At 74.5% G+C, this 12,722-nt stretch carries 14 protein-coding genes; 7 read left to right on the top strand and 7 right to left on the bottom strand.

Going from position 1 to position 12,722, the window contains the following annotated elements; all coding sequences use genetic code 11:
* Positions 1–153: 153 nt before the first annotated feature.
* The 4 genes from ACIP9H_RS35490 to ACIP9H_RS35475 form a co-directional block, all read right to left on the bottom strand.
* The gene (locus ACIP9H_RS35490; protein WP_401963157.1) at positions 154–1,434 is read right to left on the bottom strand and encodes an MFS transporter; all 1,281 of its coding nucleotides are present in this window, start codon (positions 1,432–1,434) and stop codon (positions 154–156) included.
* A gap of 93 nt (positions 1,435–1,527) precedes the next feature.
* Positions 1,528–1,977 carry a hypothetical protein gene (locus ACIP9H_RS35485; protein WP_401594859.1) on the bottom strand — a complete coding sequence of 150 codons (450 nt, stop codon included), beginning with the start codon at positions 1,975–1,977 and terminating at the stop codon, positions 1,528–1,530.
* A gap of 69 nt (positions 1,978–2,046) precedes the next feature.
* Positions 2,047–2,688 carry an FMN-binding negative transcriptional regulator gene (locus ACIP9H_RS35480; protein WP_401963155.1) on the bottom strand — a complete coding sequence of 214 codons (642 nt, stop codon included), beginning with the start codon at positions 2,686–2,688 and terminating at the stop codon, positions 2,047–2,049.
* Between the two features lie 24 nt (positions 2,689–2,712).
* Positions 2,713–3,402: a pyridoxamine 5'-phosphate oxidase family protein gene (locus ACIP9H_RS35475; RefSeq protein ID WP_401963153.1), complete on the bottom strand. Its 690-nt coding sequence runs from the start codon at positions 3,400–3,402 to the stop codon at positions 2,713–2,715.
* Between the two features lie 50 nt (positions 3,403–3,452).
* On the opposite strand from ACIP9H_RS35475, the gene ACIP9H_RS35470 reads away from it, so the two are divergent.
* Positions 3,453–4,769 carry an aminotransferase class I/II-fold pyridoxal phosphate-dependent enzyme gene (locus tag ACIP9H_RS35470; protein ID WP_401963151.1) on the top strand — a complete coding sequence of 439 codons (1,317 nt, stop codon included), beginning with the start codon at positions 3,453–3,455 and terminating at the stop codon, positions 4,767–4,769.
* Between the two features lie 19 nt (positions 4,770–4,788).
* Here ACIP9H_RS35470 and ACIP9H_RS35465 read toward each other — a convergent pair whose 3' ends face one another.
* A complete protein-coding gene (locus tag ACIP9H_RS35465; protein WP_401594868.1) occupies positions 4,789–5,742 on the bottom strand; it encodes a DMT family transporter in 954 nt (317 codons plus the stop codon).
* Positions 5,743–5,816: 74 nt separating this feature from the next.
* On the opposite strand from ACIP9H_RS35465, the gene ACIP9H_RS35460 reads away from it, so the two are divergent.
* Positions 5,817–6,731, top strand: a complete 915-nt coding sequence (locus ACIP9H_RS35460; RefSeq protein WP_401594871.1) for a LysR family transcriptional regulator — start codon at positions 5,817–5,819, stop codon at positions 6,729–6,731.
* Between the two features lie 12 nt (positions 6,732–6,743).
* A complete protein-coding gene (locus tag ACIP9H_RS35455) occupies positions 6,744–7,586 on the top strand; it encodes a hypothetical protein (RefSeq protein WP_401963148.1) in 843 nt (280 codons plus the stop codon).
* 79 nt (positions 7,587–7,665) lie between these two features.
* On the opposite strand, the gene ACIP9H_RS35450 is transcribed toward ACIP9H_RS35455, so the two are convergent.
* Positions 7,666–8,142 carry a Rieske (2Fe-2S) protein gene (locus tag ACIP9H_RS35450; protein WP_401594876.1) on the bottom strand — a complete coding sequence of 159 codons (477 nt, stop codon included), beginning with the start codon at positions 8,140–8,142 and terminating at the stop codon, positions 7,666–7,668.
* A 121-nt stretch (positions 8,143–8,263) separates the two neighbouring features.
* On the bottom strand, positions 8,264–9,532 hold the full coding sequence (locus ACIP9H_RS35445; protein WP_401963146.1) for an MFS transporter: 1,269 nt from the start codon (positions 9,530–9,532) through the stop codon (positions 8,264–8,266).
* A gap of 147 nt (positions 9,533–9,679) precedes the next feature.
* On the opposite strand from ACIP9H_RS35445, the gene ACIP9H_RS35440 reads away from it, so the two are divergent.
* From ACIP9H_RS35440 to fabG, 4 genes are all read left to right on the top strand, one after another.
* A complete protein-coding gene (locus tag ACIP9H_RS35440; RefSeq protein ID WP_401594882.1) occupies positions 9,680–10,591 on the top strand; it encodes a LysR family transcriptional regulator in 912 nt (303 codons plus the stop codon).
* Positions 10,592–10,629: 38 nt separating this feature from the next.
* Positions 10,630–11,448, top strand: coding sequence for a HipA family kinase (locus ACIP9H_RS35435; RefSeq protein ID WP_401594885.1), 819 nt, complete (start codon positions 10,630–10,632; stop codon positions 11,446–11,448).
* A 47-nt stretch (positions 11,449–11,495) separates the two neighbouring features.
* Entirely contained in the window at positions 11,496–11,837 is a 342-nt protein-coding gene (locus ACIP9H_RS35430; protein ID WP_401594942.1) for a DUF3037 domain-containing protein, read from the top strand.
* A gap of 118 nt (positions 11,838–11,955) precedes the next feature.
* Positions 11,956–12,717 (top strand): 3-oxoacyl-ACP reductase FabG, encoded by a 762-nt coding sequence (gene fabG, locus ACIP9H_RS35425; protein ID WP_401963143.1) that lies wholly within the window; start codon positions 11,956–11,958, stop codon positions 12,715–12,717.
* The last annotated feature ends 5 nt before the right edge of the window (positions 12,718–12,722 follow it).

Raw genomic sequence — 12,722 nt, 5'->3', positions numbered from 1 at the left:
CACCTCAGGACGTACGAGAAGTGCGTGAAGGGGTCGCTTTCATGCGCAAAGGGTGCAAACCTCTTGATCGAGGATCATGGAGGGAGCGTGGACGGAAGCACGCCGCCCGCGTGATCCCGTCCGCCGGTTTGGACCGGTGAACCCCGAAGGCGCCTACGCCGCGGCCGGGTCGGCGACCGCCGCCGGGCCGCCGGCGGGCGCGGCCGCGGGGCGCGCGGGCAGCCGCCGTACGGCGGGCACGCAGAGCAGCGCGAGCGAGGCGGGGACGGCGATGACCGTCATCGCGAACAGCGTGGGCCGCACACCGAGGGACGCCGACACCGGCCCGGCGAGTGCCAGACCGAGCGGCATGAGCCCCGACGACAGCAAAAAGTCGTACGAACTCACCCGGGACAGCACCGCTTCGGGCACATGCGTCTGGAGCGCGGTCTCCCACAGGGTGAAGAAGACGGAGACTGCGACGCCGGTCACCGCTTCGAGCACCGCGATCAGGGCGAGCGACCCGCCGGAACCGATGATCACGGCCTGGCAGGACGCCACGGCGAGCGCCGCCGCGGCCAGGGCCATGGGGCGCGCGACGTCGAGCCGGTAGGCGCACACGTCCCCGGCGATCGCACCGGCGCCGAAGGCCGCGACGACGACCGACCAGCCCGCCACGCCGCCCCACTCGCGGGCGGCCAGCACCGGCCCCAGCACGAACACCGAGGGCAGCACGACGACGTGGTACACCCCGATGGCCGCCATTCCCGACCACACCCACGCGGTGCCGCGCACATGCGCCCAGCCGGCCCGCAGTTCCGCCAGGAAACTGCCGCCCGCGGGCGCCGCCGCCGCTCCCGGGGCCGCCTCGCGAGGTCTCAGCCGGGCCAGGAAGGCGGCGCTGAGCGCGAAGGTCAGCGCGTCCACGGCCAGGGCGCCCCCGGGTCCGGCCAGGGCGATCAGGCCACCGGCCAGCGCGGGGCCGAGCACGAGCCCGGACGACTGCACGAAGCCGCGCAGCGCGTTCGCCTCCCGCAGCCGGCCGGCCCCGACGACCAGGGGCAGCAGCCCGGTCGAGGCGGGCATGAAGAACGCGTCCGCCGTGCCGAACACGGCCATCAGCAGGACGAGATGCGTCACCTCGGCGGCTCCGGTGAGCAGGAGCACGGCGATCGCCCCCTGGACGGCGCACCGCACCACGTCCGAGACCAGCATGATCCGGTGCCGCCGGAAGCGGTCCGCCCAGACCCCTCCCACCAGCGTGAACAGCAGCGTGGGCAGCAGCCCGGCGGCCGCCACGAGCCCGACGTCGGAGGCGGAACCGCCCACCGACAGCACGGCGAACGGCACGGCCACGAACGACACGCGGTCGCCCAGCACCGACAGGGACTGCCCGGCGAAGAGGCGGGCGAACTGCGGTTCGTCACGCAGTACGGCGGGGACCAGGGATTTCACGGGGGACCGACCAGGGACATCGGGGACACGGGGGCGACGGCCGATAGTAGGCGGGCCGGGCCGCGCGAGTCGCCCGAATATCCGGGGCTCCGGTCAGCCGCGGTCGGCAACCGTGTCGAGCACGCCCACGGCCGCGACGACGTGGGCCGAGCCGCCGCCCGGCCGCTCTCCCGCGCACCACCAGGACAGATGCCCGTCGGCATCCCGCGGATGCATCCCCCGGTCATGCGCGGCGCACACGGGCCACGCCCGCGACAGACATTCGGTGACGGTCTCCTGCGCGGCGTCGGCGACGGCCGCCAGCGCGGCTTCCGGGTCGTCCGCCGTGTCCGGGAGCAGGTAATTGCCGTGCCACTCGCCGTCGGCCATGGCGACGTAGAAGTACTCCGTGCCGTGGCCCGGGTGGGCCAGCAGCCGCAGCGGGCCCTGTTGGGGGAGGGTCGCCGCCAGGTCCCGGTTGAGCAGGGCGAGAGCCCGGTTCCACCACGGGTGCTCGCGCGGCGGGACCTGACGGGGCTCGGGACGGTCGAGGACGTGGGACATGGGCACCATCCTGCATCACGCGGGTGGCCGGCCGCACCGGCGTTGTGGCCCGGTCGCGCGACCGGGCGCTCAGTCCCTGTCCGCCGCGAGGCGCCGCAGTTGCTGGGCGCGGGCGGCGGCGTCGCCGGGACCGCCGCGGGCGGCCAGCAGGTCGCTCACGTGCCGGCGCGTCTCCGGCGGCCTGTTGCCGCCGAACTTGAACTTCGCCCGCACGCCGGTGACTTCGAGGCGCAGGCCGCGGATGCCGGGCAGTTGCCTGCCGTAGGGCGCCTCGCCCGGGGCGACGTGGCCGTGGTCGCCCTCCGGCTGGAAGTGGGCGAGCTGGCGGAGCAGGAGGTCCGCCTTCTCCTGCGGGTCGTCCACGATGCGGGCGCGGCAGACCAGCTGGACGGCGGCGTAGTAGCTGGTGGGGGTGCCGTGCTCGGGCGGGCCGTCGGCGGGGGCGTGCCAGGGGGCGGGGATGTACGTGTAGTCGTCGACGACGCTGAGGACCGCCTCCGGGCGTGCCTCCAGCGCGCGCCACAGCGGGTTGGGGCGGGCGAGGTGGGTGACGGCCTCGCGCCGCTCCGCGTCGTACGCGAAGTGCAGCGGCTGCACGTAGGGCGGTTCGCCGGGGAGGCCGTTGACCGCGAGCTGCCCGAAGTCGTGGGCGGCGAGCCAGTCCTGCCACTCGGCGTCGTCGCGGGCGGAGTCCCAGGGGTGGATGAGCACGGGGTGCCTCCTTTCAGTGCCGGGTCAGTGCCGGTCGAGGTAGCCGGGGAGGCCGATCGAGGGGTCGAGGTCGTCGGCGGGGACGGGCGGGCCGTAGCCGGGGGATACGGGCAGGACGCCGGTCCAGTGGGGGAGGGACAGGTCCTCGGGGTCGTCGGACGGGCCGCCCGTGCGGATCTTCGCGGAGACCTCGGTCAGGTCGAGGGCGACGACGGCGGTGGCGGCCAGTTCCTTGGCGTTCGCGGGGCGGCAGTCGGCGGCGCGGCCCGGCAGGACGTGGTCGACCACGGCGTCGAGGGCGGTGGCGCGCTCCGCGGGGTCGGTGACCTGGCGGGCGGTGCCGTGCACCATCACGGAGCGGTAGTTGATGGAGTGGTGGAAGGCGGACCGGGCCAGGACGAGCCCGTCCACGTGCGTCACGGTCAGGCACACCGCGAGCCCGGGGTCCTCGCCCGCGCCGCGCAGCGGCCGCGAACCGGTGGAGCCGTGCACGTACAGCCGCTCGCCGACGCGGGCGTAGAGCGTCGGCAGGACGACCGGCGCGCCGTTCCGGACGAAGCCCAGGTGGCAGACGTAGCCGGCGTCGAGGATCGCGTGCACGGCGTCGCGGTCGTACGAGGCCCGCTCACGGCTGCGGGTCGGGACCGTCCGGTCGGTGGCGGGGTAGGGGGCGGCCTCGGGCGAGGGGGCGGAGGACGGCGGCGGGGCGGCCATGGCGCGATCCTTTGCACTAGTGCATACTGTCGTTTGTGCTAGGAGAGTACATGTTCACCGGTCAGGGCGCAGCCGAGATCGCGGCCGATGTCGAACGAGCCGTCGGCCAGGGCGCGTTGGCGCCCGGGGCCGCCCTGCCGCCGCTGCGGGAACTCGCCGCCCGGCTCGGGGTCAACCCCAACACGGTCGCCGCCGCCTACCGGCTGCTGCGCGACCGCGGAGTCATCGAGACCGCCGGACGGCGCGGCAGCCGGATCCGGCCCCGCCCGGTGACGACGGCGCGCGACGAGATCCGCCCGGCCGTGCCGGCCGGTGTGCGGGACCTGTCCACCGGCAATCCCGACCTCGCGCTGCTGCCCCCGTTCGGCGCGGCGCTGGCCGCGGCCGCCGCCCGGCACGCCGAACGGCCGACGCTCTACGGCGCCCCGCCCGTCGACGAGGAACTGGAAGAACTGGCCCGCGCCGCCTTCGACGCCGACGGGGTGCCCGGCGGGCCGGTCGCGGTGACCTCCGGGTCGCTCGACGCGATCGAGCGCGCGCTGGCCGGCCACCTGCGGCCCGGCGACAGCGTCGCGGTGGAGGACCCCGGCTGGGGCAGTGTCTTCGACCTCGTCCCGGCCCTCGGCATGCGTGCGGTGCCGGTCGGCGTCGACGACGAAGGACCGCGCCCGGAGGACGTGGACCGCGCGCTGCGGCAGGGCGCCCGGGCCCTGATCGTCACCGACCGGGGGCAGAACCCCACCGGCGCGACGATCTCCGCCGGGCGGGCGCGGGAGCTGCGGGCGGTCCTCGCGGCGCACCCCGAGGTGCTGGTGGTCGACGACGACCATGTGCACGGGCTGACCGGACTCCCGTTGCACCCGCTGTCCGGCAGCACCCGGCACTGGATGCTGGTCCGCTCCACCGCCAAGGCCTACGGACCCGACCTGCGGCTCGCCGTGCTCACCGGCGACCCGGTCACCGTGGACCGGGTGCGCGGCCGCCTCCGGCTGGGCCCCGGCTGGGTCAGCCATCTGCTCCAGCACACCGTCGCCCACCTGTGGCGCACCGGCGCGGTCGACGTCCCCGCCGTCTCGGCCGCCTACGCGGCGCGGCGCGATGCGCTGGTCGGCGCGCTCGACGGCCTCGGGGTGGCCGCGCACGGCCGCAGCGGCATGAACGTGTGGGTGCCGGTGCCCGACGAGACCGGCGCGGTCACCCGCCTGCTCCACGCCGGCTGGGCGGTCGCGCCCGGCGCCCGTTTCCGCCTCGCCTCCCCGCCCGGCATCCGGATCACGGTCTCGCCGGTCGCCGCGGCGGAGGTGCCGGCCCTGGCCGACGCCGTCGCCGGGGCGGTACGCCCGCGCCGGACCGGCCGCTACGGCTGAGCGCGCCCCCGCCCGGCCGTCACGCCTTCGGGCGGCGCTGGGTGAGCGCGGCCCCGGCGAGCACGACGACCGCGCCGACCGGCTCGTTCCAGCTCAGCCGCTCGTCCAGCAGCGCGACGCCGGCCGCGGTGGCGATGACGGGGATGAGGTACGTGACCATCGTGGCGATCGTCGGGCCCTTCTCCGCGACGATCCCGTACTGCAGCAGGAAGGCTATGCCCGTGCCCAGCGCGCCGAGCGCGACGACCGACAGTGTCGGCCACAGCGGCCAGCGGTCCGGCGCGGAGGTGAACAGCGGCGTCAGCACGGCCAGTTGGACGGTGCCGAGCAGCAGCTGCGAGAAGGACATGGACAGCGCCGAGTGGCCGCTGCCGCTGAGCGTCCGGCGGACGTAGATCCAGCCCACCGCGTAACTCGCCGACGCGCCGAGCGCCATCGCCGTGCCCGACGGGTCCGTCCCCGAGAAGCCCTGCCACGCGCCGAGCACGGTCAGCACACCGGCGAAGCCGATGCCGACGCCCGCGACGCGCTGCCGGGTGGGCTTGTCGTCCGACAGGGCCACCACCGAGAGCAGCATGCTCCACAGCGGGGTGGTGGCGTTGCAGATGCCGGCCAGCGTCGAGGGGATGGTCAGCTCCGCGTACGCGAAGAGCGAGAACGGCAGTGTGTTGAGCAGCAGCGCGGCGACGGCCATGTGGCCCCAGGTCCGCGCGCCGCGCGGCAGCCGCTGCCGCCGCGCCGCGAAGGCCACGGCCAGCACGGCGGTGCCGAAGACCATCCGTCCCAGCGCGACCTGAAGCGGGGCGTAGGCCTCCGTGCCGACCTTGATGAACAGGAAGCTGAAGCCCCAGATGAGGGCGAGGACCGCCCAGCTGACCCGCCAGTCGAGCGCGGGACGGCGGGCCGGTGCGTCGGGGGAGGGGGAGCCGGCGGGGGTGAGGCCGGCGTCGGCCGGGCGGGCGGTAGCGCTCATGGCCCACACGATGACGGAAGCAACCTCTTAGCACAAGGGAGATTCGCTGCGCGGCATCCCGTAGCATCACTTACATGTTGAATCTGGAGCGGCTGCGCATCCTGCACGCGATCTCCGCCTACGGCTCGGTGAGCGCGGCGGCCGACGTCCTGCACGTCACGACCTCGGCGGTCTCGCAGCAGATGACCAAGCTGGAACGGGAGACCGGGCAGGCGCTGCTGGTCAAGAACGGCCGGGGGGTACGGCTCACCGACGCCGGCCGCCTGCTGTCCGGGCACGCCGGACGCATCCTGTCCCTCGTCGAACTCGCCCACTCCGACCTGGAGGCGCACCGCGGCGCGCCGGTCGGCGAACTGCGCATGGGCGCCTTCCCGACCGCCGTCCGCGGCCTCTTCCCGCAGGCACTGAAATCACTGCGCGGCGACTACCCCACGCTGCGGGCCATGGTCCAGGAGATGGAGCCGCAACCCGCGCTGGGCCTCCTGGTGCGCGGCGACATCGACCTCGCGGTCGTCCTCGACTGGTACAACAAGCCGCTCTCCCTGCCCGGCGGACTGGCCAAGGAGCCGCTGCTCGACGACATCGCCGACGTCGTCGTCCCGGTCGGGCACCCGCTCGCGGCGCGCGCGGAGGTAGACCTCGCCGAGTTCGCCGACGACGACTGGATCGCCTGGCCCGACGGCGGCTTCTGCCACGAGTGGCTGCTGTTCACCCTGCGCGGCAAGGGCGTCGAACCGCGCATCGCGCACCACGCCGAGGAGCACCCCACCGTGCTCGCCCTCGTCGCGGCCGGCCTCGGGGTCGCCGTGGTGCCCCGCCTCGGCCGCGGCCTCCTGCCGGCCGGCGTCCGGGCCCTGCCCGTCCGGCACACCATGCGCCGCCACATCTACGCCGTCTGGCGCGCGGACGCCGACCGCCGCCCCGCGATCCGCGCTGCCGTCGACGCCCTCCGCGAGGCGGGCACGGCCCTGGCGGCGGCGGACGCCTGAGATCCTTCCCCCATGGCCGATTGGGCGACGTACGTCATAGCGCGCGAGGACGGTGGGCACGAGGTGTACGAGGCCCGCTTCGGGGCGGTGGGCCTCGACCTGGACCTGCTCGCGGGACCCGAGGTGCTCGTTCCGCTGCTCCGGTCCCGAAGCACCGCGCAGTGGCGGGACGAGGGCCTGTGCCAGGCCGCGGCTCTGGTCGATCTGCCCGGCAGGACGCTGCTGTTCTTCGCTTGGGAGGGCCCGATCACGCAGATGCGCCACCGGGCCGTGCTGTGGGAGGCGCTGCGGCGCGCGTGGCCGGGCTGGGAGCTCCGCTGGACGTACGACGGCCCCGCCGCACTCCGTGCCCACCTGGGACTCGACCCGGAAGCCGTCCGGTACCGCGGCCGCCGCGTGTATCCGGACGCCGCCCTCGCCGCTGACGACGCGGAACTTACGGAACGCGACCCGATGGTCCGTGTCGTCACCGTCGGCGCGGACCGGTGCCATGTGCTGTCCGCCGGCAACGACCATCCGGTGGCGGAGGGGCCGGCCGTGCTCGACCGCCTCGTGGGAGCCCCCGACCACGGCCGCTGTGGGCTCGCGGCGGAGTCGGGTCTCCACGTCGACCCAGGTCGGCGGCGGGTGGGCTGGTGGCTTCTCGGCGCCGCCGCGGGCGCGACGGAGATGGCCTCGCGGTGGCCGGGGTGGACGGTCGAGTTCTGGCAGGACCGCTGGGGCGAGCACGTCCGGGCGTCGGCCGGGCGCTTCTCCCCTCCCGTCGAGGCCCGGCGGCTCGCGCTCGCGGAACTGCGGGCCGCGGCACGCGAACACCGGTCGGCGCTCGGGGAATTCGTGCTGCGCACACCCTGACCCGACGGGGCGCACCGCAGATGCCGCCGCGGGTGTGCCGGCGTGCGGCACACCCGCGCGGGGAGGTACGCGGCAGGGGTCAGGCGAGGGTGATCGAGTCGCCCTGGACCTTGACGTTCGCGGCCGGGAGGGGCTGGGTGGCGGGGCCGGCGGCCACACTGCCGTCGGCGACGTTGAACTTGCTGCCGTGGCACGGGCAGTTGATTGTGCCGTCCGCCACGTCCTTGACGGCGCAGCCCTGGTGCGTGCAGATCGCCGAGAAGGCCTTGAACTGGCCCGCCGTCGGCTGGCACACGACCACCTTCTTGTCCGCGAAGACGGTGCCGCCGCCGACCGGGATGTCGGTCGTCTTCGCCAGCGCCTGAGCCGCGCCGTCGCCGCCCCCCTGGCCGCCGGTGGCGGTGCCGCCCTGCGGGGGCGCGGCGGGGCTGTACGCGCCGGCGGAGTCGTTCGAGTCGCCGCACGCGGCCAGCGCGGCCGCCAGCCCCGCCGCACCCACTCCGGCGACCACGGCGCGGCGGGTGGGAGCTCCTGCGATGCCAGTCGTCTCGGCCATGCCTCACACTTCCTGTTGCCTCGTCCGGTCCGGACCGGCGTCGCGCCGGCACGGCGGCGTGAGATCACGCCCTGCGAAGGCATACGGACCGGCCCCGGAGGTGGTTCAATGCGCGACGAAATTATTCTTCCGTGACCCTTCCGCCCCGCGCGGCGGCCTCGTGCCGGAGCGCGACCGTGACGGCGGCGACCGCGCCGGCGGAGAGCACGGCCCCGAAGCCGATCATGGTCGGCACGAGGGCGGCGTGCCGGACGACGATGCTGAACGCGATGGACGGCAGCCCCATGCCGATGTAGGCGATGACGAAGAACGCGGCCAGCACCCCCGCGCGCGAGGCGGGAACCGCCGCCCGGGCGCTCTGGGTGACCGCCCCCTTGAACAGCAGGCCCGCGCCGCCGCCGGCCAGGGCGGTGGCGAAAAGGAAGAGCCCGAGCGCCGGGTCGTGCAGGGCGAGCGCGGTGACGGCCAGGCCCGCGGGGAAGGCCACCACGCCGATGACGAGCTGCCGGCGCTGCGAGAGGGCGCCGAGGGCGAGTTGCGCGACCGCTGAGGCGGCGAACGCCGTGAAGGGGGCCAGCCCGATGACGAACGTGGAGGTGATGCCGAGTTCGCCGCGGACCATGACGGCGCCGAGCGAGGAGAAGAGCCCCATCAGGGCGAAGGCGAAGAAGCCCAGGCTCGCCGCCGCGGCGAAGGCGCCGCCCTGGCCGGGACGCAGCGCGAAGCGGGTCGGCCGGTCCTGGGCGGTGAGCCGGGTGTCGACCGTCTCGGGAGTGAGGAGGACCAGCAGGAGCAGCACCGCCATCGCGGCGGCGAAGACGAGGTAGGAGGTGGCCAGGGGCGCGGGCGCCCATTGCGCGAGGGCGCCCGAGGCGAGCGGACCCAGGGACAGCCCGCCGAGGTTCACGGCACTGGCGACCAGCGCGGGCAGCGGCGAACCGGCCCGGTCGGGACGGGCCCGGTGGTGGAGGTCGGTGAGGTACGCGGTGGCCGTGGAGGCCATCATGCCCACCGCGACGCCGGTGAGCACACGGCCCACCACGAGGCCCGGCAGGTCCGGCCGGGCCGCGAGGACGCCGGCCGAGGCGATGGCGACGAGCAGCGCGGGGACGATGACCCGGCGCCGGCCGAGGCGGTCGGAGAGATGGCCCAGCAGGCTGAAGCCGAAGGCGGCGCCGACGACCATCACGGCGAAGGCGACGGTGACCGCGGTCGCGCCGAAGTGGTCGCGTTCCTGGTACAGCGGCCACAGCGGGGTCGGGACGGTACCGAAGGCCATCAGCACCAGGAAGGCCGCCGCGACGCACCAGAAGCCGCGGGCGTGCCGGCCCGGGGAGGTCGTGGCCGAGGGAGCGGCCGCGGCCGTGAGGGCGGGAGGGTGAGTGGTCATGTGCGTCCTTCGGTGCCTGATCGGAGCGGTGCCGCGGTCACGGGTGCCGTGCCGCGTACGACCACAACACGTCCCGGCCGGAACCCCGTGTCAGCTCCCGGACATGTGGAACAGATGGTTTCCATCTCCACGAGAGATGATGTCCCCATGGAGCTTCGCAACCTGCGCCACTTCGTCGCCCTCGCCGACGAGCGCAGTTTCACCCGGGCCGCGGCCCGTGAACTGATCGTGCAGTCGGGACTGTCGTCCTCGGTCCGCGCGCTGGAGAAGGACGTGGGGGCCCTGCTGTTCGTGCGCGGTACGCGTCCGGTGCGGCTGACGTCCGAGGGCGAGGCGCTGGTGCCCGTGGCGCGGCAGGTCCTCGACGCCGCCGAGTCCGCGCGGCAGGCCGTGCGGGACGCGCGCGGTGTGCTGTCGGGGCGGCTGCGCATCGGCGCCATGCACACCATCGGGCACACGCTGCCCTTCACCTCGTGGATCGCCCGGTTCGCGCTGGCCCATCCGGGTGTGGACGTGACCGTCGGCCAGCTGCCCGCCGTCCGGATGCTGGAGATGGTCGGCGCCGGTGAACTCGACTGCGCTGTCATGCCGTTGGTGCCCCCGTACAGCGAGGGCCTCGAGGTCGTCCCGCTCCTGGAGGAACCGGTCGTCCTGGCCTGCGCGCCGGACCACCCGCTCGCGGACGGGGAACCCGTCACGCTGGAGCGCCTCGCCGCGGAGCGCTTTGTCGACACGCCGCCCGGCTGGGCGATCCGTGTCCAGGCCGACCGGGCGTTCCGCGACGCCGGCCTGGCCCGCCGGACCGTGTGCGAGGTGGGGGAGTGGCCCATGCTGCTCGATCTCGTGGCTGCGGGCGTGGGCGTGGCGCTCGTGCCGGAGGGGCTGGACTTCTCCCTGCACGCGCGGCCCGCCGGCCCGCTGCGGCTCGTCCCGCTGGCGGATGCCGGCCTCGGGCGCCGCGTCGACCTGCTGCTGCCCACGGGCCACGCGGCGAGCCCCGCCGCCCGCCGCTTCGCCGCACTGGTCCGGGCCGACTGCGCCGCCGCGGAGGGGGAGTGACGTCGGCCGCGACCTCAGGGGCCTCTTAGGATGCGGGCATGGAGGAAGTGACCGGGATACGGTACGTGACGCCGCTGCGCGAGGGCGGATCGGTGCCAGGGGTGGTCGAGGCCGACGACCTCGGCACCTATGTCGTGAAGTTCGTCGGCGCCGCGCAGGGCCGCAAGGCCCTCGTCGCCGAGGTGATCGCCGGGGAACTGGCCCGGCGCCTCGGGCTGCGGGTGCCGGTGCTGGTGCGGTTCCAGTTCGACCCGGTGATCGGGCTCGGCGAGCCGGACCAGGAGATCCAGGACCTGCTCAAGGCCAGCGGCGGCCTCAACCTCGGCATGGACTTCCTGCCCGGCGCGCTCGGCTTCGACCCGCTGGTCTTCGACGTGGAGTCCGGCGAGGCGGGCCGGATCGTGTGGTTCGACGCGCTGATCGGCAACGTCGACCGCTCGTGGCGCAACCCGAACATGCTGGTCTGGCACCAGGACCTGTGGCTGATCGACCACGGCGCCGCGCTGATCTTCCACCACAACTGGAAGGGCGCGGACCAGGCCGCCGACAAGCCGTACGACGCCGCCGACCACGCCCTCGCCCGGTTCGCCCCCGACATCGGGGCCGCCGCCCGCGACCTCGCCCCGCGCGTGGACGAGGCGCTGCTCCGCGAGGTCACGGCGCAGATCCCGGACGAGTGGCTGGTGGACGAGCCCGGCTTCGACGGCCCCGACGACGTGCGGCGCGCGTACGAGCGGGTGCTGCTGGCCCGGGCCGGCACCGTGGGGGAGCGCATCAACCTCGCCCCGAAGCAGCAGGAGAAGCAGGCGCCGCCGGAGTGGCTGCGCACCTGGGTCGAGGGGAAGGCCGCGAAGTGAGCACGGCGAACGGGCGCGACGTCTTCGAGTACGCGCTGGTGCGTGTCATGCCGCGGATCGAGCGCGGGGAACTGATCAACGCCGGCGTGCTGGTGTACTGCCGGGCCAAGTCCTTCGTCGGCGCCCGGGTCCACCTGGACGAGACCCGGCTGCGCTGCCTGGACCCGGACGTCGACGTGGCCGGCGTGCGCGCGGCGCTGCGCGGCTACGAGGGCATCTGCGCGGGCGGCGAGCGCGCCGGGCAGGCCGCGGAGGACGACCCGGGCCGCCGCTTCCGGTGGCTGACGGCGCCGCGCAGCACCATCGTGCAGCCCGGCCCGATCCACACCGGGCTGACCTCCGACCCGCAGGCGGAGGTCGACCGCCTGCTGGATCTCCTGGTGCGCTGAGCCACATCGGCGTGGTGGGCGTTGACACAGGGTCACGGCACTCCTACGGTTTCGGCAGCGGGACGTACTAAGCGGTCGCTCACCTGCGCGACCGGACCCACAGGGCTGAGGAGAACAGATGTCGACCACCGAGCAGCGGGTAGCGATCGTCACCGGGGCGGCACGCGGCATCGGCGCCGCCACCGCCGTACGCCTGGCCGCCGAGGGCCGCGCCGTGGCCGTGCTGGACCTCGACGAGGTCGCGTGCAAGGACACCGTCGAGCAGATCACCAAGGCCGGCGGCCGGGCCGTCGCCGTCGGCGCCGACGTCTCCGACGAGGAGCAGGTCGCGGCCGCGGTCGCGCGTGTCTCCGAGGAGCTCGGCGCCCCGACGATCCTGGTCAACAACGCCGGCGTGCTCCGCGACAACCTGCTCTTCAAGATGAGCGCGTCCGACTGGGACACGGTCATGAACGTCCACCTGCGCGGCGCCTTCCTGATGACTCGCGCCGTCCAGAAGCACATGGTGGACGCGGAGTTCGGCCGCGTGGTCAACCTCTCCTCGTCCTCCGCGCTCGGCAACCGCGGCCAGGCCAACTACTCCGCCGCCAAGGCGGGTCTGCAGGGCTTCACCAAGACCCTCGCGCACGAGCTCGGCAAGTTCGGCGTCACCGCCAACGCCGTGGCCCCCGGCTTCATCGCCACCGACATGACAGCCGCGACCGCCGCCCGTATCGGCATGGGCTTCGAGGAGTTCCAGGCCGCCGCCGCCACCCAGATCCCGGTGCAGCGCGTCGGCAACCCGGACGACGTCGCCAACGCCATCGCGTTCTTCACCGGCGACGCCGCCGGCTTTGTGTCCGGCCAGGTGCTGTACGTGGCCGGCGGCCCGCTCGACTGACCGGC

It is taken from the genome of Streptomyces sp. NPDC088732, from assembly GCF_044751205.1.
Classification (GTDB): domain Bacteria; phylum Actinomycetota; class Actinomycetes; order Streptomycetales; family Streptomycetaceae; genus Actinacidiphila.
Note: the sequence above shows the minus strand (reverse complement) of the source record. Positions and strands in the feature narration are given on the sequence as shown.

Bases quoted from the DNA above. Each gene is read 5' to 3' on its own strand.
- ACIP9H_RS35465 (WP_401594868.1), bottom strand. From the start codon at position 5,742: ATGAGCGCTACCGCCCGCCCGGCCGACGCCGGCCTCACCCCCGCCGGC.
- ACIP9H_RS35470 (WP_401963151.1), top strand. From the start codon at position 3,453: ATGTTCACCGGTCAGGGCGCAGCCGAGATCGCGGCCGATGTCGAACGA.
- ACIP9H_RS35460 (WP_401594871.1), top strand. From the start codon at position 5,817: ATGTTGAATCTGGAGCGGCTGCGCATCCTGCACGCGATCTCCGCCTAC.
- ACIP9H_RS35440 (WP_401594882.1), top strand. From the start codon at position 9,680: ATGGAGCTTCGCAACCTGCGCCACTTCGTCGCCCTCGCCGACGAGCGC.
- ACIP9H_RS35455 (WP_401963148.1), top strand. From the start codon at position 6,744: ATGGCCGATTGGGCGACGTACGTCATAGCGCGCGAGGACGGTGGGCAC.
- ACIP9H_RS35435 (WP_401594885.1), top strand. From the start codon at position 10,630: ATGGAGGAAGTGACCGGGATACGGTACGTGACGCCGCTGCGCGAGGGC.
- ACIP9H_RS35485 (WP_401594859.1), bottom strand. From the start codon at position 1,977: ATGTCCCACGTCCTCGACCGTCCCGAGCCCCGTCAGGTCCCGCCGCGC.
- ACIP9H_RS35430 (WP_401594942.1), top strand. From the start codon at position 11,496: ATGCCGCGGATCGAGCGCGGGGAACTGATCAACGCCGGCGTGCTGGTG.
- ACIP9H_RS35445 (WP_401963146.1), bottom strand. From the start codon at position 9,532: ATGACCACTCACCCTCCCGCCCTCACGGCCGCGGCCGCTCCCTCGGCC.
- ACIP9H_RS35450 (WP_401594876.1), bottom strand. From the start codon at position 8,142: ATGGCCGAGACGACTGGCATCGCAGGAGCTCCCACCCGCCGCGCCGTG.
- fabG (WP_401963143.1), top strand. From the start codon at position 11,956: ATGTCGACCACCGAGCAGCGGGTAGCGATCGTCACCGGGGCGGCACGC.
- ACIP9H_RS35475 (WP_401963153.1), bottom strand. From the start codon at position 3,402: ATGGCCGCCCCGCCGCCGTCCTCCGCCCCCTCGCCCGAGGCCGCCCCC.